This is a genomic window from Enterobacter sp. CFEC122 (assembly GCF_052983755.1).
Map to the genome: position 1 here is coordinate 13285 of NZ_JBRIQR010000008.1, position 25461 is coordinate 38745.

The 25461-nt window shown below is 56.0% G+C and carries 22 protein-coding genes and 1 tRNA gene; 15 read left to right on the top strand and 8 right to left on the bottom strand.

The features are described 5' to 3' along the window. Nucleotides 1–3 precede the first annotated feature (3 nt). Nucleotides 4–1194 carry a mannonate dehydratase gene (gene uxuA / locus ACVCAM_RS07490; RefSeq protein WP_046091534.1) on the bottom strand — a complete coding sequence of 397 codons (1191 nt, stop codon included), beginning with the start codon at nucleotides 1192–1194 and terminating at the stop codon, nucleotides 4–6. Nucleotides 1195–1397: 203 nt separating this feature from the next. Here uxuA and ACVCAM_RS07495 point away from each other — a divergent pair, with 203 nt between their 5' ends. From ACVCAM_RS07495 to yejF, 9 genes are all read left to right on the top strand, one after another. Then, on the top strand, nucleotides 1398–2864 hold the full coding sequence (locus ACVCAM_RS07495; RefSeq protein ID WP_348570329.1) for a mannitol dehydrogenase family protein: 1467 nt from the start codon (nucleotides 1398–1400) through the stop codon (nucleotides 2862–2864). 122 nt (nucleotides 2865–2986) lie between these two features. Next, entirely contained in the window at nucleotides 2987–3973 is a 987-nt protein-coding gene (locus tag ACVCAM_RS07500; RefSeq protein WP_008500943.1) for a CobW family GTP-binding protein, read from the top strand. Nucleotides 3974–4006: 33 nt separating this feature from the next. Then, entirely contained in the window at nucleotides 4007–4720 is a 714-nt protein-coding gene (locus ACVCAM_RS07505; RefSeq protein WP_023618663.1) for a phosphatase PAP2 family protein, read from the top strand. Nucleotides 4721–5135: 415 nt separating this feature from the next. After that, nucleotides 5136–5705, top strand: a complete 570-nt coding sequence (gene mepS, locus ACVCAM_RS07510) for a bifunctional murein DD-endopeptidase/murein LD-carboxypeptidase (protein WP_008500946.1) — start codon at nucleotides 5136–5138, stop codon at nucleotides 5703–5705. 127 nt (nucleotides 5706–5832) lie between these two features. Then, entirely contained in the window at nucleotides 5833–7389 is a 1557-nt protein-coding gene (locus tag ACVCAM_RS07515) for a cyclic di-GMP phosphodiesterase (protein ID WP_008500947.1), read from the top strand. A 73-nt stretch (nucleotides 7390–7462) separates the two neighbouring features. Continuing rightward, the gene (locus tag ACVCAM_RS07520) at nucleotides 7463–9268 is read left to right on the top strand and encodes an extracellular solute-binding protein (RefSeq protein ID WP_447093561.1); all 1806 of its coding nucleotides are present in this window, start codon (nucleotides 7463–7465) and stop codon (nucleotides 9266–9268) included. Nucleotides 9269–9277: 9 nt separating this feature from the next. After that, nucleotides 9278–10372: a microcin C ABC transporter permease YejB gene (locus tag ACVCAM_RS07525; RefSeq protein WP_008500949.1), complete on the top strand. Its 1095-nt coding sequence runs from the start codon at nucleotides 9278–9280 to the stop codon at nucleotides 10370–10372. Then, nucleotides 10372–11397: an ABC transporter permease gene (locus tag ACVCAM_RS07530; RefSeq protein WP_025913176.1), complete on the top strand. Its 1026-nt coding sequence runs from the start codon at nucleotides 10372–10374 to the stop codon at nucleotides 11395–11397. The genes ACVCAM_RS07525 and ACVCAM_RS07530 overlap by 1 nt, the downstream gene beginning before the upstream one ends. Before the next feature lies 1 nt (nucleotide 11398). Beyond that, nucleotides 11399–12988 (top strand): microcin C ABC transporter ATP-binding protein YejF, encoded by a 1590-nt coding sequence (gene yejF, locus ACVCAM_RS07535; protein WP_407223528.1) that lies wholly within the window; start codon nucleotides 11399–11401, stop codon nucleotides 12986–12988. 3 nt (nucleotides 12989–12991) lie between these two features. Here the strand turns inward: yejF and ACVCAM_RS07540 are convergent, their stop codons facing one another. The 3 genes from ACVCAM_RS07540 to rsuA all read right to left on the bottom strand — a co-directional run bounded on the left by ACVCAM_RS07540 (nucleotide 12992) and on the right by rsuA (nucleotide 15535). Beyond that, the gene (locus ACVCAM_RS07540; protein WP_008500952.1) at nucleotides 12992–13336 is read right to left on the bottom strand and encodes a YejG family protein; all 345 of its coding nucleotides are present in this window, start codon (nucleotides 13334–13336) and stop codon (nucleotides 12992–12994) included. Nucleotides 13337–13615: 279 nt separating this feature from the next. Next, nucleotides 13616–14812, bottom strand: coding sequence for a Bcr/CflA family multidrug efflux MFS transporter (locus tag ACVCAM_RS07545; protein ID WP_025913174.1), 1197 nt, complete (start codon nucleotides 14810–14812; stop codon nucleotides 13616–13618). Nucleotides 14813–14827: 15 nt separating this feature from the next. Further along, nucleotides 14828–15535: a 16S rRNA pseudouridine(516) synthase RsuA gene (rsuA, locus tag ACVCAM_RS07550; protein ID WP_021241522.1), complete on the bottom strand. Its 708-nt coding sequence runs from the start codon at nucleotides 15533–15535 to the stop codon at nucleotides 14828–14830. 281 nt (nucleotides 15536–15816) lie between these two features. Between rsuA and ACVCAM_RS07555 the strand changes: the two genes are divergently transcribed. Together ACVCAM_RS07555 and rplY are read left to right on the top strand one after the other, a co-directional pair. Then, entirely contained in the window at nucleotides 15817–17577 is a 1761-nt protein-coding gene (locus ACVCAM_RS07555) for a DEAD/DEAH box helicase (RefSeq protein ID WP_025913173.1), read from the top strand. A 125-nt stretch (nucleotides 17578–17702) separates the two neighbouring features. Further along, a complete protein-coding gene (gene rplY, locus ACVCAM_RS07560) occupies nucleotides 17703–17987 on the top strand; it encodes a 50S ribosomal protein L25 (RefSeq protein ID WP_407223529.1) in 285 nt (94 codons plus the stop codon). 50 nt (nucleotides 17988–18037) lie between these two features. On the opposite strand, the gene yejK is transcribed toward rplY, so the two are convergent. Next, nucleotides 18038–19045, bottom strand: coding sequence for a nucleoid-associated protein YejK (yejK, locus tag ACVCAM_RS07565; protein ID WP_008500957.1), 1008 nt, complete (start codon nucleotides 19043–19045; stop codon nucleotides 18038–18040). Between the two features lie 134 nt (nucleotides 19046–19179). Here yejK and ACVCAM_RS07570 point away from each other — a divergent pair, with 134 nt between their 5' ends. From ACVCAM_RS07570 to ACVCAM_RS07580, 3 genes are all read left to right on the top strand, one after another. Next, a complete protein-coding gene (locus ACVCAM_RS07570; protein WP_008500958.1) occupies nucleotides 19180–19407 on the top strand; it encodes a YejL family protein in 228 nt (75 codons plus the stop codon). A gap of 19 nt (nucleotides 19408–19426) precedes the next feature. Next, nucleotides 19427–21187 carry an LPS biosynthesis-modulating metalloenzyme YejM gene (gene yejM, locus ACVCAM_RS07575; RefSeq protein ID WP_023294051.1) on the top strand — a complete coding sequence of 587 codons (1761 nt, stop codon included), beginning with the start codon at nucleotides 19427–19429 and terminating at the stop codon, nucleotides 21185–21187. A gap of 72 nt (nucleotides 21188–21259) precedes the next feature. Next, nucleotides 21260–21336 (top strand) — tRNA-Pro (locus tag ACVCAM_RS07580). Between the two features lie 37 nt (nucleotides 21337–21373). Here the strand turns inward: ACVCAM_RS07580 and ACVCAM_RS07585 are convergent. Continuing rightward, nucleotides 21374–22561: an MFS transporter gene (locus ACVCAM_RS07585; protein ID WP_023294093.1), complete on the bottom strand. Its 1188-nt coding sequence runs from the start codon at nucleotides 22559–22561 to the stop codon at nucleotides 21374–21376. Between the two features lie 124 nt (nucleotides 22562–22685). Further along, nucleotides 22686–22946, bottom strand: a complete 261-nt coding sequence (locus ACVCAM_RS07590; protein ID WP_010433451.1) for a DUF2534 family protein — start codon at nucleotides 22944–22946, stop codon at nucleotides 22686–22688. Between the two features lie 209 nt (nucleotides 22947–23155). Between ACVCAM_RS07590 and eco the strand changes: the two genes are divergently transcribed. Beyond that, nucleotides 23156–23659 (top strand): serine protease inhibitor ecotin, encoded by a 504-nt coding sequence (eco, locus tag ACVCAM_RS07595; protein ID WP_025913171.1) that lies wholly within the window; start codon nucleotides 23156–23158, stop codon nucleotides 23657–23659. A 93-nt stretch (nucleotides 23660–23752) separates the two neighbouring features. Here eco and mqo read toward each other — a convergent pair whose 3' ends face one another. Then, nucleotides 23753–25402 (bottom strand): malate dehydrogenase (quinone), encoded by a 1650-nt coding sequence (gene mqo / locus ACVCAM_RS07600; protein ID WP_023325740.1) that lies wholly within the window; start codon nucleotides 25400–25402, stop codon nucleotides 23753–23755. Between the last annotated feature and the right edge of the window lie 59 nt (nucleotides 25403–25461).

Sequence of the window (25461 nt, forward strand, 5' to 3'; positions counted from 1 at the left end):
CGTTTACAGCAGCTCCGGATACTTCGTCATCTTCAGCGCCAGCTCAACGCCGCGCACTTCCGCCATCCCTTTAAGACGGCCAATCGCCGAATAGCCCGGGTTGGTTTTCTTACGCAGATCGTCCAGCATCTGGTGTCCGTGATCCGGACGGAACGGGATAGGACGCACATCGCCAGCCTGCTTGCGACGCGCCTCTTCCGCCAGAATAGCGTCCACCACCGCGACCATATTCACATCACCGCCCAGGTGCGCCGCCTCGTGGAAGGTTTTTGGGTTCTCTTCACGGCAGGTCGCGCGCAGATGCGTAAAGTGAATGCGATCGCCGAAGGTTTCAATCATCCGCACCAGATCGTTATCGGCCCGCACGCCGTAGGAGCCGGTACACATGGTAAAGCCGTTGTGAATGCTGTCGACCGTCTCTTTCAGCCACTGCATATCTTCAATCGTAGACACGATACGCGGCAGGCCGAGGATAGGACGCGGTGGATCGTCCGGATGTACCGCCAGGCGAACCCCCACCTCTTCCGCGACCGGCACAATTGCGCGCAGGAAATACGCCATGTTTTCACGCAGCTGCTGCTTATCAATATTGCCGTACTCCGCCAGGCGGGCGCGGAACTGATCCAGCGTATACCCCTCTTCGGCACCCGGCAGGCCCGCAATAATATTACGGGTCAGCTTTTCGATATCCGCGTCGCTGGCGGCATTGAACCATTGGAGCGCCTGCTGCTGCTCTTCAGCGGTGTAATCCGCGTCGGCGCCAGGGCGTTTCAGAATGTGCAGTTCGAATGCCGCAAAGGCAATCTGATCGAAGCGCAGCGCTTTTGAGCCGTCCGGCATTTGATATTCGAGGTCTGTACGCGTCCAGTCCAGAATGGGCATGAAGTTGTAGCAAACGGTATCAATACCGCAGGCCGCGAGGTTACGGATGCTCTGCTGATAGTTGGCAATCCAGGCCTGATACTCGCCGGAATGGGTTTTGATGTCTTCGTGAACCGGAATGCTTTCTACCACAGACCAGGTTAATCCTTTTTCCGCCAGCAGCGCCTGACGCGTCTGTATTTCCTCTACCGGCCAGACCTGACCGTTAGGAATATGATGCAGCGCCGTGACGACACCCGTTGCGCCAGCCTGACGCACATCATCAAGAGAAACCGGATCGTTCGGCCCGTACCAACGCCAGGTTTGTTCCATTGCCTCACCCTCTTAAGTTGTTATACCAATATGCGTTACTACAATGACGACTACCATACATGTTTACCGCGAAGGGTCAATACACCGCCACACATTGATTGATCAAACTCACATAACGGGGATATTTACGGCTCACCAATTTTATTTGCTGTCATATAACTTTACACTGGCATTGTTAATTAATGGTTAATCAGGTGTATCTCATGAAGACAATTGCCTCCACCGCCCTTCCTGCCCGGGTTCAGCAACCGCGCTACGATCGTCAGCAACTGCGCTCCCGCATCGTCCACTTTGGCTTTGGCGCGTTTCACCGTGCGCACCAGGCCTTGTTAACAAATCGGGTGCTGAATGAAAAAGGCGGCGACTGGGGGATTTGTGAGATTAGCCTCTTCAGCGGCGACGTGCTGATGAGCCAGCTGCGCGCGCAGGATCATCTGTTCACCGTGCTGGAAAAAGGGGCTGAAGGAAATGAGGCCATTATCGTCGGTGCCGTCCATGAATGCCTGAACGCAAAGCTGGACTCCCTGCCCGCCATTATTGAGAAATTTTGCGAGCCTCAGGTCGCGATTGTCTCGCTCACCATCACAGAGAAAGGCTATTGCATCGATCCCGCGACCGGGAAGCTCGACCTGAATAACCCCCGGATCGTCCACGACCTTGAAAACCCCTCAGAGCCACATTCCGCCCCTGGGATCCTGGTCGAAGCCCTCCACCGCCGCCGCGAGCGCGGCCTGCCTGCCTTTACCGTGCTCTCTTGCGACAATATCCCGGACAACGGGCACGTGGTGAAAAACGCCGTGCTGGGCATGGCGCAAAAACGTTCCGCAGGGTTATCTGAATGGATCGATACCCACGTAAGCTTCCCCGGAACGATGGTCGACAGGATTGTTCCCGCCGCGACGGAGGCCTCGCTGGCGGAAATCACCGACGCGCTCGGCGTGGAAGATCCGTGCGCCATCAGCTGCGAGCCGTTCATTCAGTGGGTAATAGAAGATAATTTTGTCGCCGGCCGTCCCGAGTGGGAAGTGGCGGGTGTCCAGATGGTGCAGGATGTTCTGCCGTGGGAGCAGATGAAATTACGCATGCTCAACGGCAGCCACTCTTTCCTGGCGTATCTCGGGTATCTTGCCGGCTACGCGCATATTAATGAATGCATGGAGGATGCAGCGTTCCGGGAAGCCGCCCGTCGGCTGATGCTGAACGAGCAGGCCCCCACGTTACGGATTAAGGATGTCGACCTCACCGCGTATGCCGATAGCCTGATCGAACGCTTTGCCAACCCGGCCCTCCAGCATCGGACCTGGCAAATCGCGATGGACGGTAGCCAGAAGCTTCCGCAAAGAATGCTGGACGGGATCCGCGTTCATCTTGAGCGAAACACGCCGTGGCCGCTGCTGGCCCTGGGCGTGGCCGGCTGGATACGCTACGTCAGCGGCACCGACGAGCGCGGCAACGCGATTGACGTTCGCGATCCCCTCAGCGATAAAATCCGCACGATCGTCAACGCCAGCAGCGACATCGACCGCGTCCCCGCGCTGCTGGGGCTGAGCGAAGTGTTTGGTCACGATCTCGCGCACAATCGTGTTTTTGTTGAGGCTGTTAGCCAGGCCTATCAGCGCATCACCCGTCACGGCGCACGTCAGGCTGTTATCGAAACGTTAAATATTTAACGATTGTTGCGCTTAACGCGAACGGATAAAGCCTTCGTTCGCCCTTCCCCTTCTCACAGGTCACGTTTTTCGCCAGGATAGAGAACAGTGTTATCGCATCATCATTCTCATCCGGAGCGCACGTGACCAAAACCAACCTCATCACCGGTTTTCTCGGCAGCGGTAAAACCACCTCAATTCTCCACCTGCTGGCGAATAAAGATCCGGCCGAGAAGTGGGCCGTGCTGGTCAATGAATTTGGCGAGGTGGGCATTGACGGCGCGTTACTGTCATCCAGCGGCGCGATGATTAAAGAGATCCCCGGCGGATGCATGTGCTGCGTCAATGGCCTGCCGATGCAGGTGGGGCTCAATACCCTGCTGCGTCAGGGCAAACCCGACCGCCTGCTGATTGAGCCCACCGGGCTGGGCCACCCGAAGCAGATCCTCGATTTACTGACCGCCCCGGTTTACGAGCCGTGGATCGATCTGCGCGCCACACTGTGCCTGCTCGATCCGCGTCAGCTTCTGGATGACAAGGCGGTGGCCAACGAGAACTTCCGCGATCAGCTCGCCTCGGCGGACGTTATCGTCGCCAACAAGGAAGATCGCGCCACGCCTGAAAGCCAGGCCGCGCTGGAGGCGTGGTGGCAACATTTTGGCGGCAATCGCACGCGGGTGCAGACCACCCAGGGGAATATTGATAGCACCCTGCTTGACCTGCCTCGTCTGAACCTCACCGAGCTGCCTGCCAGCGCGGATCATGCGCACAGCCATCCGGTTAAGCAGGGTCTGGCAGCCCTGAGCCTGCCGGAGCACCAGCGCTGGCGTCGTAACCTGAACAGCGGCCAGGGATACCAGGCCTGCGGATGGATTTTCGATGCTGAGACCGTTTTCGATACTATCGGGATTCTGGAGTGGGCCCGCCTTGCGCCCGTCGATCGCGTGAAAGGGATCATGCGCACGCCGGACGGACTGGTGCGGATCAACCGCCAGGGCGACGATTTCTTCATTGAAACGCAGAACGTGGCGCCGCCTGACAGCCGAATAGAGTTAATTAGTGCGGTTAACGCCGACTGGAATGCCCTCCAGTCCAGCCTGTTGAGGATTCGTTTAAGTTCGGGCGGCTAACGTTGCCCCAGTTTTCACTCTATGCAGAACGTTATGACAACTCGATTTCCCCTGATATTACTGCTTAATGTCGCCGGTCTGGCGCTTTTCTTCTCCTGGTATATCCCGGCGAATCATGGTTTCTGGTTCCCCCTGGATTCTGGCATCTTTCACTTCTTCAACCAGGCGCTGGTGAAGAGCGACGCATTCCTGTGGCTGGTGGCCATCACCAACAACCGCGCCTTCGACGGTTTCTCGCTGCTGGCCATGGGCTGCCTGATGCTCTCTTTCTGGCTGAAAGAGGATAAAGCGGGACGTCGGCGTATTCTGATTATCGGTCTGGTAATGCTGCTGTTTGCTGTCGTCATTAATCAGCTGGCTACCGCGATAATTCCGGTTAAGCGTTCCAGCCCTACGCTCTTTTTCACCGATATTTATCGCGTCAGTGAGCTGCTGCATATTCCAACAAAAGATGCGTCGAAGGACAGTTTCCCCGGCGATCACGGCATGATGCTGCTCATTTTTTCCGCAGTCATGCTTCGCTATTTCGGCCGAAAAGCGTTTGCCATAGCCCTGATTATTTTTGTGGTTTTTGCCTTCCCGCGCGTAATGATTGGCGCTCACTGGTTCACCGATATTGCTGTCGGTTCGCTCTCCGTTGCGCTGATTGCGCTGCCGTGGTGTTTAATGACCCCGCTGAGCGACAGGATAATAGCGTTGTTCGATCGCTATCTTCCCGGTAGAGCGCAACAACAATTAAACAAATAACTAACCTAAATTAACGTGAGCTATCAGGGATCGACATGATCCCCGATAGCCTTCCCGCCACGATCTTTTCCCTCTGTCATATTCTTGTCATCACATTCATGATAAAAATGAAGCAATTGCGCGATCACGCGTCGGATCTGACCGCATTTTAAGCAATTACGGATTTTTACTTTCTGTATCACATTTTCTTATAAAAAAAAGGCTTTTTTTACTCGCAATACCCCTGGCAATCGGTTAATCTCGAACTCGTTTTGCCCCATAGGGATAATTATTTCGATGGTGAATAATTTTGTGCGCTATGCCACAAATGTGACCAGAAAGAATTGTCTCGATGTGAACAGATAATTAGTCTCGTCACGTTTGGCATTTTTATAACGATATTTGTCGTTAAGGACTTCAAGGGAAAATAAACAAAATGGTCAAATCTCAACCGTTTCTGAGATATATCTTGCGGGGGATCCCGGCGATAGCAGTCGCGGTACTGTTATCTGCATGTAGTACATCGAACACCGCGAAGAATATGCATCCTGAGACGCGTGTTGTGGGAATGGAAGATTCCTCTTCACTGCAAGCCTCTCAGGATGAATTTGAAAATATGGTACGTAATCTGGACGTGAAATCCCGCATTATGGACCAGTATGCTGACTGGAAAGGCGTGCGTTATCGTCTTGGCGGCAGCACGAAAACAGGTATTGATTGTTCCGGTTTTGTACAGCGTACGTTCCGCGAGCAATTTGGGTTAGATCTTCCGCGTTCAACCTATGAACAGCAGGAGATGGGCAAGTCGATTTCACGTACCAAACTGCGCACCGGCGATTTAGTTCTGTTCCGCGCGGGGTCTACAGGTCGACATGTTGGCATCTACATTGGTAATGACCAGTTCGTACATGCCTCCACCAGCAGCGGTGTGACCATTTCCAGCATGAACGAACCGTACTGGAAGAAGCGTTATAACGAAGCGCGCCGCGTACTGACCCGCAGTTAATATAACTATTGTATCGTTGGTTATCCCTTGGCTGGCGATATGATGAAAAAAAGCACTGCTTCGGCAGTGTTTTTTTTTGCCCGTTACACTGAATACATCAAGCGGCTTTTCAGGAATCACGACGTCTATGCTCACCCGCTACTTCTCCAGTAATCGTAAAATACTGATCCTCAGTATTATCACGGGTCTCATCACCGCCCTGCTCCTGGGTTCCCTGCAATTTTCGTGGAGTTACCACAAGCGGGAAGTCAAATTCGACACCCTGGTGAATGATGTGAGCGCCTACATGGGGAGCTATTTCGAAGACCTAAAAAAAGCGGTCAATGTCCTCCAGCCTCTCACGCTGAACACGTGCCAGGACGTCAACCAGGAACTCACCTCACGCGCGGCCTTCAGCATTAACGTTCGCGCCTTCCTGCTGGTCCGGGACAAGATGGCATTCTGCTCCTCGGCAACAGGCCCGATGAATGCCCCGATGGAGACGCTCATACCTGAGCTGAACATCAATAAACAGATCGATATGGCGTTGCTTCCGGGTACCCCCATGCTGCCTGATGAACCTGCGATTGCGATCTGGTACCGCAACCCATTAGTGAAGGACGGCGGGGTGTTCACTTCTGTGAATATTAATCTGACGCCATACCTGCTTTATACTGAGCGCCAGGACGAGTTCGCGGGTATCGCTATCATTATCGGCGATAACGCCTTGTCGACGCGGTCCAGCACGCTGGTTCATACCCGCGACTTGCATGACATCCCGGTCCGCACGGCGACGCTGAAAGACCTCCCCCTGACCATCAACCTGTATGCGGACGCATGGACCAGCGATGAAATTCTCTACGCGCTGTTCTTCGGGCTGGTATGCGGGATTTGTGCCGGATCGCTTAACTACTACATCCTCAGCATTCGGCTCAACCCGGGTAAAGAAATTTTAAGCGCTATCAAGCGCGGTCAGTTTTATGTGGTTTATCAGCCCGTCGTCGATGCCAAATCGCTCAGGATGACCGGGCTCGAAGTCCTGATGCGCTGGAAACACCCGACAATGGGGGAAATTCCGCCGGACGCGTTTATCAATTTTGCCGAAGCACAGAAGCTGATTGTCCCGCTGACGCTGCATCTCTTTGACCTTATCATTCACGATGCGCCCGTGTTACAAACGCTGTTACCTCCGGGCGCAAAGGTGGGTATTAACATTGCACCGGGGCATCTGCATGCGGAAAGCTTCAAGGACGATATGCGCACCTTCAAAGCCCTGCTGCCGCCGGATTACTTCCAGATCGTGCTGGAAATTACCGAGCGCGATATGCTCAACCATCGGGAGGCCAACACCCTTTTCGAATGGCTGCATAACGAAGGGTTTGAAATCGCCATTGATGATTTTGGTACCGGCCACAGCGCGCTGATTTACCTTGAGCATTTCACCATGGACTATCTCAAAATCGACCGTGGTTTTGTTAATGCGATCGGTACCGAGACCGTGACGTCGCCGGTGCTGGATGCCGTTCTGACGCTGGCAAGACGACTGAATATGTCGACCGTCGCCGAAGGGGTAGAGACGCCGGAACAGGCGGCCTGGCTGCGCGAACACGGCGTTAACTTCCTGCAGGGATACTGGATTAGCCGCCCGATGCCGCTGGCGCAGTTCCGCGAATGGCGGCCTGATATTTCGCCCGAAGGCGATTAATTTCACATTGCCCGTGACGTCACTTATTATTCAGCTTAACCGAGCCGGTCTGTAGAGAGGGAGCTGCCGCGAGATGCTTATGCGCTTTATGTTGCTGATGTTGGCATTCACGAGCCTGTCCAGCCAGGCGCAAACCATCAAAGAGAATATCGCCTTCGCGGTGATTGGCGAGCCGAAATACGCGGTCAATTTTACGCACTTCGATTACGTCAACCCAACCGCGCCAAAAGGCGGTAAGGTCACGCTTTCCGCCACGGGAACCTTCGACAACTTCAACCGCTACGCCCTGCGCGGCGTGGCGGCCGCGCGTACGGAATCGCTTTACGATACGCTCTTTGTCACCTCCGATGACGAGCCCGGCAGCTACTATCCGCTGATTGCCGAGAACGTGCGTTACGCCGATAACTTCGCCTGGGCGGAAATCTCGCTGAACCCGCGGGCACGTTTTCACGATGGCACACCGGTGAAGGCCAGCGACGTTGCGTTCACCTTCCATAAATTCATGACCGAAGGCGTCCCCCAGTTCCGCATCGTATATAAAGGCGCGTCGGTCAGAGCCATCGCGCCGCTCACTGTGCGCATTGAGCTGAACGAACCGAACAAAGAGAATATGCTCAGCCTGTTCTCGCTGCCGGTGATGCCGGAATCGTTCTGGAAAAATCATAAGCTGAGCGACCCGCTTTCAACGCCTCCTCTGGCTGGCGGCCCCTACCGCATTACCGACTGGCGAATGGGGCAATATGTCGTTTATTCCCGCGTCAAAGACTATTGGGCGGCCAATCTGCCGGTCAACCGCGGACGCTGGAACTTCGACACCCTTCGCTATGATTACTACCTCGACGATAACGTGGCGTTTGAAGCGTTCAAAGCCGGGGCATTCGATTTGCGCGTCGAGAGCAGCGCCAAAAACTGGGCGACCCGCTATATCGGCAAAAATTTCGCCAAAGGCTATATCGTCAAAGACGAACACAAAAATGAATCTGCCCAGGACACCCGCTGGCTGGCGTTTAATATTCAGCGTCCGGTATTTAATGACCGCCGGGTGCGGGAAGCCATCTCCCTGGCCTTTGATTTTGAGTGGATGAACAAAGCGATGTTTTACGGGGCTTATAGCCGCGCCAACAGCTATTTTCAGAATACCGAATACGCCGCGCGCGATTATCCGAAAGCCGACGAGCTGGTTCTGCTGGCCCCCCTTAAAGCAGAGGTACCGCCAGAGGTGTTTACAACGGTGTTTCAGCCGCCCGCATCGAAGGGTGACGGTTACGACCGCGACAACCTGCTCAAAGCCAGCAAGCTGCTGGATGACGCAGGCTGGCACCTGAAGAATCAAAAACGTGTGGATGCCAAAACGGGCAAGCCTCTCAGCTTTGAACTGCTGCTCTCGTCCGGGGGCAACGACCAGTGGGTGCTGCCGTTTAAGCACAACCTTGAGCGGCTGGGCGTGACCATGAACATTCGCCAGGTTGATAACGCGCAGATCACCAGCCGCATGCGCAGCCGTGATTACGACATGATGCAGCGCCTGTGGCCCGCGCAGCCGTGGCCTAGCTCGGACCTGCAAATCTCCTGGGCCTCCAGCTACATCGACTCCTCGTACAATGCGCCGGGGGTAAAAAGCCCGGCGATTGATGCGCTGATTGCGAAAATCGTGGCGGCGCAGGGGGATAAAGACAAGCTCGTGCCGCTCGGGCGCGCCCTCGACAGGGTCTTAACCTGGAACTACTACATGCTGCCGATGTGGTATATGGGCGAAGATCGCCTTGCGCGCTGGGATAAGTTCTCCGTGCCTGCCGTGCGCCCGGTCTATTCTCTGGGCTTTGACACCTGGTGGTATGACGTTAACAAAGCCGCCAGACTTCCCGCTGAGCGGCGATAAGGAATTATCATGGGTGCCTATCTTCTCCGCCGTCTGCTGCTGGTCATCCCCACCCTGTGGGCCATCATCACGATTAACTTTTTTATTGTGCAAATCGCTCCCGGTGGGCCGGTCGATCAGGCCATTGCCGCCATAGAATTTGGCAACAGCGGCGGCATGCCGGGCGGCGGCGGTGAAGGGATGGGCGCCAGCCATGCGCGAACCGGCGTAGGGAATATCAGCGAAAGCCATTACCGCGGCGGACGCGGGCTGGATCCGGAGGTGATCGCCGAGATCACCCACCGCTACGGCTTTGATAAACCGATTCACGAGCGCTATTTCAAGATGCTCTGGGATTACATCCGCTTTGATTTTGGCGATAGCCTGTTTCGCAGTGCGTCAGTGCTGACGCTGATCAAGCAAAGCCTGCCGGTTTCGATCACGCTCGGGCTGTGGGGTACGCTGATCATCTATCTGGTCTCTATACCGCTTGGGATCCGCAAAGCGGTGTACAACGGCAGCCGGTTCGATATCTGGAGCAGCACGTTCATCATTATCGGCTATGCCATCCCGGCGTTTCTGTTCGCCGTTCTGCTGATCGTCTTTTTTGCCGGGGGCAGTTATTTTGATCTCTTCCCGCTGCGGGGGCTCGTCTCCGCCGATTTCAGCTCCCTGCCGTGGTACCAGAAAATCACCGACTACCTCTGGCATATCACGCTGCCGGTTCTGGCCACGGTCATTGGCGGGTTTGCGGCCCTGACCATGTTGACCAAAAACGCCTTTCTCGATGAAATTCGTAAACAGTACGTCGTCACGGCCCGCGCTAAAGGCGTGAGCGAAAAGCAGATCATGTGGAAGCACGTGTTCCGCAACGCCATGCTGCTGGTGATCGCCGGATTTCCGGCCACGTTCATCAGTATGTTTTTTACCGGCTCGCTGCTGATAGAGGTGATGTTCTCGCTTAACGGTCTGGGCCTGCTGGGCTATGAGGCCACCGTGTCGCGTGATTATCCGGTAATGTTCGGCACGCTCTATATTTTCACCCTGATTGGCCTGCTGCTGAATATCATCAGTGATATCAGCTATACGCTGGTCGATCCCCGAATCGATTTTGAGGGCCGATGATGCCGCGTTTAAGCCCCGTCAACCAGGCCCGCTGGGCCCGCTTTCGCCACAACCGCCGCGGCTACTGGTCGCTGTGGATTTTTGCCGTGCTGTTTGTCTTAAGCCTGTTTTCAGAACTGATCGCTAACGATAAACCGCTGCTGGTGCATTTTAACGATCGCTGGTACGTGCCGGTCATCGCCAATTACAACGAAAGCGACTTTGGCGGCCCGTTTGCGACGCCGGCGGAGTATCAGGATCCGTGGCTTCGCCAGCAGATTGAGCAGCACGGCTGGGCGCTCTGGGCGCCGGTGCGTTTTGGCGCAAACAGCATTAACTTCGCCACCACGACCCCCTTCCCTTCCCCGCCCTCCGCGCAAAACTGGCTGGGAACGGATGCAAACGGCGGCGACGTGCTGGCGCGCATCCTGTATGGCACGCGTATTTCGCTTCTCTTTGGGCTGATGCTGACGATCTTCTCCAGCGTGATGGGCGTCGTGGCGGGTGCCATTCAGGGCTACTACGGCGGGAAAATTGACCTCTGGGGCCAGCGGGTGATTGAGGTCTGGTCAGGCGTGCCGACGCTCTTTCTGATCATCCTGCTTTCCAGCGTCGTACAGCCCAACTTCTGGTGGTTATTAGGCATTACCGTCCTGTTCGGCTGGATGGCGCTTGTCGGTGTGGTCAGGGCCGAGTTTCTGCGCACCCGTAATTTCGACTATATTCGTGCCGCGCAGGCGCTTGGCGTGAGCGACCGCGGGATCATCTTCCGCCATATGCTGCCCAACGCCGTGGTGGCAACGCTCACCTTCCTGCCGTTTATTCTGTGCAGCTCCATCACCACCCTCACCTCACTGGATTTTCTCGGTTTCGGGCTACCGTTGGGTTCCCCGTCGCTCGGCGAACTGCTGCTGCAGGGCAAGAACAACCTGCAGGCGCCGTGGTTAGGCATCGCCGCCTTTCTTTCCGTGGCCGTGCTGCTGTCGCTGCTGATTTTTATTGGCGAAGCCGTGCGCGATGCCTTTGATCCGAACAAGGCGGTTTAAAATGACCCAGCCCCTGCTCCGTATTGATAACCTGTCGATTGCCTTTTCAAAACAGGACGAGACGCGCACCGTGGTCAGCGACCTGACGCTGCAGATCCAGCGCGGTGAAACGCTGGCCCTGGTGGGTGAGTCGGGTTCAGGCAAGAGCGTTTCGGCACTCTCCATCCTGCGGCTGCTGCCTTCTCCGCCGGTGAGCTACCCGCAAGGGGATATCCTTTTTCACGGCCGTTCGCTGCTGCACGCCGACGAACAGACCCTGCGCGGCATTCGCGGCAACAAAATCGCGATGATCTTTCAGGAGCCGATGGTGTCGCTTAACCCGCTGCACAGCCTGGAAAAACAGCTCTATGAAGTGCTCTCCCTGCACCGTGGGATGCGCAAAGAGGCCGCGCGGGGAGAAATTCTGGATTGTCTTGAACGCACAGGCATACGCAATGCGGCCAAACGGCTGAATGATTTTCCGCATCAGCTCTCCGGCGGCGAACGCCAGCGCGTGATGATCGCCATGGCGCTACTGACGCGCCCCGAGCTGTTGATTGCCGACGAGCCCACAACGGCGCTGGACGTGACGGTACAGGCGCAAATACTGACGCTGCTGCGGGACCTGCGTGACGAGCTAAACATGAGCCTGCTGTTTATCACGCACAACCTGAGCATTGTGAGAAAGCTGGCCGACAGCGTCGCGGTGATGCAAAACGGCCGCTGTGTTGAACAGAATGCGGCGTCCACGCTGCTGAGCGCGCCGCAATACCCCTATACGCAGCGCCTGCTCGACAGCGAACCCTCCGGCGACCCGGTTCCCCTCGACGCTGACAGCACGCCGCTGCTGCGCGTTGAGGATCTGTCCGTCTCGTTCCCGATCCGCAAAGGTATTCTGCGCCGCATTGTCGATCGCAACCCGGTGTTAAAAAATATCCGCTTCTCGCTGCGCCCGGGCGAATCCCTCGGGCTGGTGGGCGAATCCGGCTCGGGTAAAAGCACCACCGGTCTGGCGCTGCTGCGCTTAATTGCCTCACAGGGCGAAATTCTGTTTGACGGCATGCCGCTGCACCGCTGGAACCGGCGGCAGATGCTGCCCGTACGTCCTCGCATGCAGGTGGTCTTTCAGGATCCCAACTCCTCGCTTAACCCGCGGCTCAGCGTGTTACAGATTGTCGAAGAGGGCCTGCGCGTCCATCAGCCCGGCCTGAGCGCGCAGCAGCGCGAGCAGGAGGTCATGCGGGTAATGGTTGAAGTGGGTTTAGATCCCGAGACGCGCCACCGCTATCCTGCGGAATTTTCCGGCGGGCAGCGCCAGCGTATCGCCATTGCCCGCGCGCTGATCCTGAAACCAGAGCTAATTATTCTGGATGAACCGACGTCGTCTCTGGACAGGACCGTACAGGCGCAGATCCTGGCGCTGCTTAAAGGGCTACAGGAAAAGCACCGGCTGGCCTATATCTTTATCAGCCATGATTTGCAGGTGGTGCGGGCGCTATGCCATCAGGTGATTGTGTTGCGACAGGGAGAGGTGGTCGAGCAGGGAGAGTGCAAGCGCGTATTTAACGCGCCAACGCAGCGCTACACGCGCCAGCTGTTGTCGTCAGACTAGCGCTCAGAATGGATACTGGCCGGAGAAAGGCTCTGCAATAGCAACGCCAAAATTTTTCAGGCGGCAGGTGGCAGCAAACTCGTCCTGGCTTTTCACAAACAGGCACGGCTCCCCTTCGCATTCCAGCACGGAGCTGTCCACTTCGATATCCGTCAGGGCCTGACTGAGACGCTCCATCACCCGCCATGCATTTTCATCGCTCGGGCTCAGCAGCTTGAGCGCCACCAGGCAGTTTTCACAGCCCGCGACGTTTTGCGGAATCGGTTCAACTTTCGAACCAGCAAAACCCGCCGACCAGCGATAGCTCTGGGGCAAGCGATGGACAATAGAAAGTTGTAATGTATTCACGTTCGTTCCCCGGAAGCAAAATTTACTTCACAATTTATTTACATTTATAGTAACACATCATCGCCAGCCTGCACTATTCAGCACTTTTTTATCGGTATTCAGGCTCGCGTCGGCGCTATATGTACCCGTTTCTGCGATCTAACTCAACCTTTTTGAATACAATGATGTGACTTTTTACACAAATAGATTTTACATAAAATAAACAAACACGGCATAAACGAACGGGGGTTTGGTTGATATGCATCAACAAAAAAGGCCCTGCCGGGCCTTCTCTGTGTTTTAGTGGGCCGCTTTTCGCGGTCGACTGGCGTAAAGATAGAAGAGTATCGAGCTGGTTGCGCAAAAAGCCATCGCCCACAGCATGGGCCATGCCGTCGTAAAGGTGGCCATAGAAAGCAACGCGCCAACGATAGCGCCGATGCCGAAGCGGAACGTCCCCGCCAGGGAAGAGGCGGTCCCCGCCATGTGCGGGAACTCATCCAGAATCACCGCCATCGCATTGGACGACACCATCGACACGCAGCCGACAAAGGCCGCTACGCCGACCACCAGCGCCCAGAAGCCCACGCCCAGAAACGCGCTCACCACCAGCCAGATCGCCATCACAAACTGGATCCACAGCCCCGCGCGAAACATGTTCAGCGCCCCCACCCGCCGGACAAAGCGGCTGTTGATGATGGTCATGATGAACAGGAAGACGATGTTAAGCGCAAAGTAATAGCCGAAGTGCTGCGGCGACACGTGGTTAAGCTCGATGTAGACAAACGGCCCGGCGCTCAGGAAAGAGAACATTCCGGCAAAGCTGAACCCGCTTGCCAGCATATAGCTGAGCACGCGCTTGTGGCGAAACAGCGAGGCAAAGTTGCCGATGGTGGTACGGATGTGAAACTTCTGGCGGCGCTCGACGGGAAGCGTTTCATCTATAAAGAAGAAGATCATTGCCGAGGCCAGCAGCGCGGCCAGGGCCAGGATCCAGAAAATCACATGCCAGCTGAACCACACCAGCACCGCACCACCCGCCATTGGCGCCACCAGCGGCGCAATCGTCGTCACCAGCATCACGAACGACATCATGCGGGAGAACTCTTCCTTCGGGTAGATATCGCGCATCAGGGCGTTAATCACCACGCTTGCCGCTGCCGCCGCCAGACCATGGAAGAAGCGCATGATAATCAGATGATCGATGGTCTGGGCCAGCGCACAGGCAACCGCAGCGGCCGCAAAGACCAGCGTCCCGCCCAGAATGACGGGCTTGCGTCCAAGGCTGTCCGCCATCGGGCCATAAAACAGCTGGCCAAGGGCAAAGCCGAGAATATAGGTGCTGAGCGTCATCTGCGCGCTGCCCGCCGGGACGCCAAACTGCGCGGAAATGACCGGCAGCGCGGGCAGGTACATATCAATAGACAGCGGCATCAGCATGGCCAGCAGGCCAAGAATGAAGACGATTTTGAACGACGAGTGTGGCCTGATGGTCACAGGGTTCTCCTGAAATTAGTGCGAAGGCAGACCGACGCTGGCGATCTCTTCTTCCGTTAACGGACGGTATTCGCCTGGCGCAAGGTCGGGATCGAGTTCAATCGCACCAATCCGTTCGCGATGCAGGCCAACAACGTGGTTCCCCACCGCGGCAAACATACGTTTCACCTGATGGTAGCGCCCTTCGCTGATGGTCAGACGGACCTCCGTCGGGGTGATGACTTCAAGCACCGCCGGTTTAGTCAGATCTTTTTCATTATGCAGCTGCACGCCTTTCGCGAAGTGCTCAGCCGTGTCATCCGACACCGGTGACTCCAGCGTGACCAGATAGGTTTTCTCGCAGTGGTGGCGTGGAGAGGTGATGCGATGCGACCACTGACCGTCGTCGGTCATCAGCACCAGACCGGTGGTGTCGATGTCGAGGCGGCCTGCGGCATGCAGCTTGTGCGCCACCGGTTCGTCGAGGAAATAGAGCACCGTCGGGTGATCCGGATCGTCCGTTGAGCAGACGTAGCCTTCCGGCTTATTGAGCATGAAGTAGCGAGGACCGTGCTGCTGGGTCAGCGGATTGCCGTCGTACTCCACCTGATGGTCAGGTTGCAGTTTGAACGCGCTGTCTCTCACAATGTCGCCATCCACGGTAACGCGGCTGGCGCGAATTTCGCGCCCGGCAATAGCGCGGCTTACGCCGAGTTGCTGAGCGATAAACTTATCAAGTCGCATGAAATCTTTTTAGCCTTAATGGTGCAGGAAGTCGGACAACAGGTCCGAAAATAGAAGCAGTCTGGAACGGTTCAGTATAATGGTCTGGTTGCGCCACTCAAGGGAAAAAGTTTCGTGGCATACTATCTATACCCTAAATAATTCGAGTTGCATGAAGGCGGCAAAGGAGTGAATCCCCGGGAGCTTACATAAGTAAGTGACCGGGGTGAACGAGTGCAGCCAACGCACAGGCAACTTGAAGTATGACGGGTATATGTGCGGAATAACGAAACCGAGACACCATGACTTTTACACTTCGTCCCTATCAGCAGGAAGCCGTTGACGCCACCCTCGCCTGGTTCCGTAAACATCGCGAGCCGGCGGCGATTGTGCTCCCGACCGGTGCAGGCAAAAGCCTGGTCATTGCCGAACTGGCGCGTCTGGCCCGTGGCCGCGTGCTGGTGCTGGCGCACGTTAAAGAGCTCGTCGCGCAAAACCATGCCAAGTATTGTGCACTTGGACTGGAAGCCGACATTTTCGCCGCCGGTCTAAAGCGTAAAGAGAGCCACGGCAAGGTGGTGTTTGGCAGCGTGCAGTCGGTGGCCCGCAATCTGGATCTGTTTCGCAGCGAATTTTCGCTGCTGATTGTCGACGAGTGTCACCGCATCAGCGATGACGACGACAGCCAGTATCAGCAAATCCTGACGCACCTGAAAGACGTGAACCCTCACCTGCGCCTGCTGGGCCTGACGGCGACCCCGTTTCGTCTGGGTAAAGGCTGGATCTATCGTTACCATTATCACGGCATGGTGCGCGGCGATGACAAGGCCCTGTTTAGCGACTGCATCTACGAGCTTCCGCTGCGCTACATGATTAAACATGGCTACCTGACGCCACCTGAACGGCTGGATATGCCGGTGGTGCAGTACGATTTCAGCCGCCTGCAGGCGCAGAGCAACGGGTTATTCAGCGAAGCGGATCTTAACCTGGAGCTGAAAAAGCAAAAGCGCATTACGCCGCATATCATCAGCCAGATTGAGGAGTTCGCCGCGACGCGTAAAGGGGTGATGATCTTTGCCGCCACCGTTGAGCACGCGCGCGAAATCACCGGGTTACTGCCCTCCGGCGACGCGGCGCTCATCACCGGCGAGACGCCCGGCCCGGAGCGCGACCGCCTGATTGAGGCCTTTAAAGCCCAGCAGTTCCGCTATCTGGTTAACGTGTCGGTGTTGACTACCGGCTTTGACGCCCCGCACGTCGACCTGATCGCTATCTTGCGCCCGACCGAATCGGTCAGTCTGTATCAGCAAATTGTTGGCCGCGGCCTGCGTCTGGCGCCGGGGAAAACCGACTGCCTGATTCTGGATTATGCCGGTAACCCGCACGATCTCTATACGCCTGAGGTCGGCGCGCCAAAAGGAAAAAGCGACAACGTGCCCGTGCAGGTCTTTTGCCCTGCCTGCGGGTTTGCCAACACCTTCTGGGGCAAAACCACCGCCGACGGCACGCTGATCGAACATTTTGGCCGCCGCTGTCAGGGCTGGTTTGAAGATGATGAAGGGCATCGCGAGCAGTGCGATTTTCGTTTCCGCTTCAAAAACTGCCCGCAGTGCAACGCCGAAAATGACATTGCCGCTCGCCGCTGTCGGGAGTGCGACACGGTGCTGGTTGACCCGGACGACATGCTGAAAGCGGCGCTAAAGCTGAAAGATGCGCTGGTGCTGCGCTGTTCCGGCATGGCGCTACAGCCCGGCGCCGATGAAAAAGGCGAATGGTTGAAAATCACCTATTACGACGAGGACGGGGCGGACGTCAGCGAGCGCTTCCGGGTCCAGACGCCTGCCCAGCGAACGGCCTTCGAACAGCTGTTTATTCGCCCGCACACCCGCACCCCGGGCGTGCCCCTGCGCTGGATCACCGTGGCCGATATCGTGCGCCAGCAGGTGCTGTTGCGCCATCCGGATTTTGTCGTCGCCCGTAAGAAAGGCCAGTACTGGCAGGTGCGCGAGAAGCTCTTTGACTACGAAGGTCGCTTCCGTCGCGCCAACGAATTGCGCGGTTAGCGGGACTTTTCATTGATGTGAGGGGCATTTGAGTATAAAATGCCGCCCGCTTCACATCCGTGAGGCAGAACACTCACCTGCTGCTGGGTCGCCTGTAGTAGGGTTTTAAATACAGAGAGAAATCAATGTTCACTATCGAAGCAGAAGTACGTAACGTGCAGGGTAAGGGTGCGAGCCGCCGCCTGCGTACCGCTAACAAGTTCCCGGCTATCGTTTACGGTGGCGAAGCTGCTCCAGTTGCAATCGAACTGGATCACGACAAACTGTGGAACCTGCAGACCAAAGGTGAATTCTACAGCGAAGTTCTGACCATCGTTGTTGGCGGTAAAGAAGAAAAAGTGAAAGTTCAGGCTGTTCAGCGTCACGCGTTCAAGCCAAAACTGACTCACATCGACTTCGTTCGCGCGTAATCGCAAACCTGTCGAAAAAAACCCCGCTTCTGCGGGGTTTTTTGTGCCTGTTATTTACCGCCCGAGGTGCGGCGCTGAAGCTGATCGCGCAGATTCGGCGGCGTCCCCTTAATGGTCAGCGTATCGGTGGCCGGATCCCAGAAGATACGTTCCCCCAGCAGCATCGCATCAAAGTTGATGGTTAACCCGCCGCCGCTGCCGGCAAACTTGGTTAACTGACGCAGCGTGCTGCGATCCGCCGGGAAGCTCTCTTCAAGCTCATAGCCCTTCTCTGCGGTAAATTCCTGGAAGCTGACTTCGCTGACGCCCGCCAGCTCTTTTGACAGCGACTCCAGCTCAATCTCTTCCCCAGCCTGCAGCTGTTCGTTGCAGTAGCTGTAAACCTGCTGGCGCACCGTCTGGCGCTCAGATTTATCAAGCTGCGCTTCGGCTGTGAAATCGTCAACCGCCTGGAGCAGCCCTTTGTTCTGCGCTTTGGCGTTAAGCCCTTCACTGGCACCGAGGAAGTCCATGAAGAAATCCGCCACTTTGCGGCCCACGCGTCCCTTCAGGAAAGTCAGGTAGCGGGTCGACTCCGGGTTGGTTTCCCACTCGGTCAAATCAATACGCGCCACGATATCCGCATGGTTGATATCCAGATAATGCGTCGAGCTGATATCCAGCTGCTCGTTCACGCGCATGCTGCTTAAGTTATTCAGCACGGTAACCAGCAGGTACTCGACCGCCAGGTAGCGGTAGTGGCAGAACAGCACGATCCCGCCGTCGGCGAACGGATATTTTGCCAGCTCATCGCGCAGACGCCCGGTTGCCGCACGGCTAAACGCCAGGAAATCCTCTTCACCCTGGCGCTGCAGGCGCAGGCTATCGGCCAGTTCACTCTCTTCGCTGAACAGCCCATAGGCTTTATTTTTGGCGCTGTAGACGCGATGCAGCTCTGCCATCATCTCCACAACGGTCGCCGTAGGTTCCAGTAACGAATCGCGTAGCACCACTTCGAGGGTTTGCTCATCGCGCTTGATAAGCTGGTGCAGGGCAATCTGGTTGATTTCCAGACTCATGATAAACTCTCCTTTTAGACCGGGCGGTATTCAACCACCACCAGGACATGTGTGCAACAACAGATAAAAAAGGGGAAAAAAAGCTGTTGCTACGGTAATATGTTGCCCTTTCATCAACAAACTGATTTTGATTTATGCCACAACATTCCCGCTACAGTGATGAACACGTTGAACAACTGCTCAGTGAGCTGGTCAACGTACTGGAAAAACATAAAACGCCGACCGATCTCTCCCTGATGGTTTTGGGAAATATGGTCACCAACCTGATTAACACCAGCGTTGCTCCGGCTCAGCGTCAGGCGATCGCAAAATCTTTCGCCCAGGCTTTACAGTCGTCCGTCAGCAACGACCCGGCCCATTAAGGGATACGAACAACAGTTTATGGTGACGAATCGTCAGCGCTACCGTGAAAAAGTCTCCCAGATGGTCAGCTGGGGGCACTGGTTTGCCCTGTTCAACATTCTGCTGGCGACGGTCATTGGCTGTCGTTATCTGTTTGTCGCAGACTGGCCAACAACGCTCACCGGGCGTATCTACTCCTGGATAAGCGTTGTCGGTCACTTTAGCTTTTTGGTTTTCGCCACCTATCTGCTGATCCTGTTCCCCCTGACGTTTATCGTCATGTCGCAGCGTCTGATGCGATTCTTGTCCGCCATCCTTGCGACTGTGGGGATGACGCTGCTGCTTATCGACAGTGAAGTGTTCACCCGCTTCCACCTGCATCTCAACCCCATCGTCTGGGAGCTGGTGATTAACCCCGACCAGAACGAAACGGCCCGCGACTGGCAGCTGATGTTTATCAGCGTCCCGGTGATCCTGTTGATTGAGATGCTGTTTGCCACCTGGAGCTGGCAAAAACTGCGTAGCCTGACCCGCCGACGCCATTACGCGAAGCCCGTCGCCGCGCTCTTCTTCGTCTCCTTTATCAGTTCGCACATCATGTATATCTGGGCGGATGCGAACTTCTATCGTCCTATTACTATGCAGCGCGCGAACCTGCCGCTCTCGTACCCGATGACGGCCCGTCGCTTCCTCGAGAAACATGGCCTGCTTGATGCGCAGGAGTACCAGCGCCGTCTTATCGAGCAGGGTAACCCGGAAGCCGTCAGCGTGCAGTATCCTCTGAGCGACCTGCGCTATCGCGATATGGGCCGCGGGCAAAACGTCCTGCTCATCACCGTCGACGGCCTGAACTATTCCCGTTATGAGAAGCAGATGCCAGCCCTGGCCAATTTCGCGAGTCAAAACGTCACGTTTACTCAGCACATGAGCTCCGGTAACACAACCGACGCGGGCATCTTTGGCCTCTTCTATGGCATTTCAGCCGGATACATGGACGGCGTACTCTCTACCCGCACGCCTGCGGCGCTGATCACCGGGCTGAATCAGCAGGGCTATCAGTTAGGGTTGTTCTCATCCGATGGCTTTAACAGCCCGCTCTACCGCCAGGCGCTGCTGTCTGATTTCTCACTGCCGGCGGCACAGAATCAGTCCGATGCGCAGACCGCCAGCCAATGGATAAACTGGCTGCAGCGCTATGCCCAGGAAGATAACCGCTGGTTCTCATGGGTTGCCTTTAACGGTACAACGCTTGCTAACAGCAACAAGAGTGATTTCGCGCGCCGCTACGGCCGCGCGGCGGGTGATGTTGATGCGCAGATTGCCCGCGTGCTTGACGCGCTACGTGAGTCCGGCAAGCTGGACAACACCGTGGTGATCGTGACGGCAGGCCATGGCGTCCCGTTAGGTGACGAGACGAAGAGCATGAGCTGGTCACGCCCTAACCTGCAGGTTCCGCTGGTCATCCACTGGCCGGGCACCCCGGCGCAGCGCATCACTATGCTTACCGAGCATAAAGATGTGATGACCACCCTGATGCAACGCCTGCTGCACGTCAGCACGCCGGCAAACGAGTATTCGCAGGGCCAGGATCTCTTCAGCGCCGCGCGCCGCCATAACTGGGTTACGGCAGCAGGGAATAATACGCTGGTGGTGACCACGCCGAAGCTGACGCTGGTGCTGAACAGCAACGGGAATTATCAGACGTATAACCTGCAGGGTGAGCGGCTGAAAGACCAGAAACCGCAGCTGAGCCTGCTGCTGCAGGTCCTGACGGATGAGAAGCGTTTTGTCGCTAACTGATTAATAATAAACCAGTTAGCGACGGATTTCCTTGCATTCAAAACGGAATCGAGTAGTATTCTTTCTATGCGTCGGCACGTAGCGCAGCCTGGTAGCGCACCGTCATGGGGTGTCGGGGGTCGGAGGTTCAAATCCTCTCGTGCCGACCAAAAATACATTGAAAACCAGCCTCTTATGGCTGGTTTTTTATTTCGCCTCGTCCGGCGTTTTGCGCAGGTACACAAGCGTTACCAGACAAATCACCGCCCCGGCATAAAACGTATATTCCGCCCCAAACGTTTCCCAGATGGCTCCTGCCCCCAGGCTGGCGACTAACAATCCCACGCCGCTGACCAGACTAAAAATGCCGTAGGCGGTACCGCGCAGATCCGCAGGCGCCGTTTTTGCGATCATTGCCGCCAGCAGCCCCTGCGTCATCCCCATATGCACTCCCCAAAGCGCAACGCCCAGAAGCATTCCAGCCCAGTGGGTGCTCAGCGCCAGCACAATATCTGCTCCAATCAGCATCACCAGACCCCACTGCAGTAGCCGGGTGTGGCTCATCCGGTCCGATAACTTGCCAAACGGATAGGCAGAGAGGAAATAGAGCAGATTCATGGCTACCATCACCAGCGGGATCAGCGCCAGCGGCACCCCCGACTGCTGTGCGCGCAGAACAAGAAAGGCTTCACTGAAGCGTGCGAGCGTGAAGATGGCCCCCAGACCAATAACCCACCAGCAGCCTTTCCCGAGACGCCTGAGGTTCTCTTTTTTGATGGGGTTCGTGCGTTTATGTTCGACGGGCGTTTTCGGCTCATGCAGGCCGAAGAAAAGCAGCGCCACGGCGAGCACGCCGGGGATCACCGCGATCCAGAAAATCGTGCGGAAATCATCGTTCCACAGCAGCATCAATCCTACGGCCAGCAGCGGCCCGAGAAATGCGCCGATGGTGTCCATCGACTGACGCAGCCCAAAGGCCGCGCCGCGAAGTTCCGGCGGCGTAACGTCAGCAACCAGCGCATCGCGCGGCGCTCCCCGGATCCCCTTCCCGACCCGGTCGATTAAGCGTGCCCCCAGAATCATGCCGGAAGAAGAGGCGATAGCGAACAACGGTTTACTCAACGCGCCAAGACCGTAGCCCAGAACCGCCAGCCCTTTACGCTTGCCCAGATAGTCACTGATGGCACCGGAAAACACCTTGATAAACAGCGCAGTGGCCTCAGCCAGGCCTTCAATCAAACCAATGAAAATGACGCTGGCGCCCAGCGTCGTGACCATAAACAATGGCAGCAGGCTGTGAATGATCTCCGAAGAGATATCCATCAACATACTTACTCCACCGACCACCCAGACACCTTTTGGGATCTGGCGGAGCGTGGCAAACCGGGATTGCATTAAGCCTCTCCTGCTTTCTGTAAACAAAGGTGCTCTCAACAGAATATCCTGGAAAGGCGAATAAAAATTATCAGGCATAAAAAAAGCCACCCCGCAGGATGGCTTCGATATCGCAAATCGGCGTCTAGTGTTTATCACGTCCGCCCAGGAAGAAAATGCCCAGCGGGATGGCCAGCAGAACGGTGAATACCAGACTGTAGACAAAGATCATCGCCGACTGCAGGACGTACATGCTGGTTGTCCAGGCAGAGAGAGGAATGTTGTACTGTTCGATGACGCCAACAATCGTGGCACGCCCCACGCACGCGGCAGCAATCATAAACACGACCAGCAGCGCCAGGAGGAACTTGCGGCCTTCAGGCGTTTTCAGTTTTGCACGAACCATCTCTCTTCCCTTTTACAGATGAATAACATTATAGAGGGTCTAAAATAACACAAACGCCTGCCGGACTCCACGCCAGTACAAATCTCCACTTAAGTGGCAAATATATGGTTTATTACGCTATTAATATTGAAAATGTAAGTAAATAACACCAATCATTCACAGTCGCTATGTTAACCTGTGCAAGATCGTTTTGACATAAAGGAATGACAATGAAAAACGCACCTAAATTTGCCATCGCACTCATCGCCGCCGCGTGCGTCAGCACCAGCGCTTTCGCCAGCGAAACACCTAAAGCGCAGCCGCTGGAAAAAGTCGCCCCGTATCCGAAAGCGGATAAAGGGATGACGCGTCAGGTGATTCAGCTTCCGGTTCAGCAGGATGAAGCGAACTACAAAGTGGAGCTGTTAATTGGCAAGACGCTGGAAGTGGACTGCAACCAGCATCGTCTGGGTGGTCAGCTGGAAAGCAAAACGCTGGAAGGCTGGGGTTACGACTACTACGTCTTTGATAAAGTCACCTCTCCGGTCTCCACCATGATGTCCTGCCCGGATGGCAAGAAAGAGAAGAAATTTGTGACCGCCTATCTGGGCGACAACAGCCTGCTGCGCTACAACAGCAAGTTGCCGATCGTGGTTTATACGCCTGAAAATGTGGAAGTGAAGTATCGCGTGTGGAAGGCTGAAGAGAAGATTGAGCAGGCTGTCGTACGTTGAAATTAAGTCGGGTGGCGGCTTCGCCTTACCCGACCTACAAAACAACACCGAACATAGGCCGGGTAGGCGTCAGCGCCACCCGGCTTTTTTACCTTACAGCGCGATATCCGCAACCGGTTTGTTTTCCGGCTGAGGCTTCAGCTCCGCTTTTGGCGCAGCATCCGCAGCCTGCGGTTTGATGTACTGCAGCTGCAGTACGCGGCTGGTGTATTCCAGCTCCTGCTCCGTCGCGCTCACGTTACCGTTCAGCTTCGTGCCGTAGGATGGAATAATGGTTTTCAGCTTCGCCTGCCATTCCGGACTGGCGACTTTATCTTTAAACACTTTTTCCATCAGGTGTAGCATGATTGGCGCAGCGGTAGACGCACCCGGTGACGCACCCAGCAGCGCGGCGATGGTGCCGTCCTTATCGCTCACCACTTCGGTGCCCAGACGCAGCACGCCACCCTCTTTCGGATCGCGCTTGATGATCTGCACGCGCTGACCCGCCTGCCACAGACGCCAGTCTTCTTTCTTCGCCTCAGGATAGTACTCTTTCAGCGCTTCGAAACGGTCGTCGTCAGAGAGCATCACCTGGCTAATCAGGTATTTCACCAGATCGAAGTTATCCAGCCCCACGTCCATCATCGGCTTGACGTTAGAGGTGGTGGTTGCGCTGAGCAGATCCCACAGGGAGCCGTTTTTCAGGAATTTAGTGGAGAAGGTCGCGAACGGGCCAAACAGCACCACGCGTTTGCCGTCAAGCATACGGGTATCGATGTGCGGAACAGACATTGGCGGCGCGCCCACGGAAGCCTGACCGTACACTTTTGCCAGATGACGATTCACCACTTCCGGGTTATCGGACACCAGGAACTGACCGCCCACCGGGAAGCCCGCGTAGTCATCCGCTTCCGGAATACCGGACTCCTGCAGCAGTTTCAGCGCGGCACCGCCCGCACCGATAAAGACAAACTTCGCCTTGATGACGTGCTCGGCTTCGTTGTTTTTCAGATCGGCAACGGTCACGCTCCAGCTGTTATCCGCGTTGCGCTTGAAACCGCGCACTTCGGTGCTGAGCTGCAGGTTGAAGTTCTCTTTTTTCTTCAGTGACGTCACCAGCTGACGGGTAATTTCACCGTAGTTGACGTCGGTACCAATTTCGGTACGGGTCGCCGCCACTTTCTGGTTCGGGTCACGACCTTCCATGACCAGCGGAGCCCACTCTTTAATCTGCGCGTGGTCTTCAGAGTATTTCATTCCGCGGAACAGCGTGCTCTGCTGCAGTGCGGCGTAGCGCGCGCGCAGGAAGTTGACGTTCTGCTCGCCCCACACAAAGCTCATGTGCGGTACGGTGTTGATGAAAGAGTGCGGGTCGTGCAGTACGCCGCTGTTGACCTGGTGAGACCAGAACTGGCGAGATACCTGGAACGCCTCGTTGATCTCTACCGCCTTCTCGATACTAATGGAACCGTCCTTTTTCTGCGGCGTATAGTTCAGTTCCATGAGTGCCGAATGGCCGGTACCGGCGTTGTTCCAGCCGTTCGAACTCTCCTGCGCCACGCCATCAAGGCGCTCGACCATGGTCATTGACCAGTCCGGCTGCAGTTCTTGCAGATAGGTTCCCAGCGTGGCGCTCATGATACCGCCACCGATTAAAAGGACGTCCGTTTCCTGCTCTTTTGGTGCGTCAGCTTTCGCCGCCATAGAGACGGTGTTAAGCCCCACGGCCAGAGAAAAGAGCATGGCAGTCATTTTTTTCATAATTTATGCCTTAGTGTAAAAGTGCTTGATGCGTGGAAATTGCAGGTGAAACAAGCTGC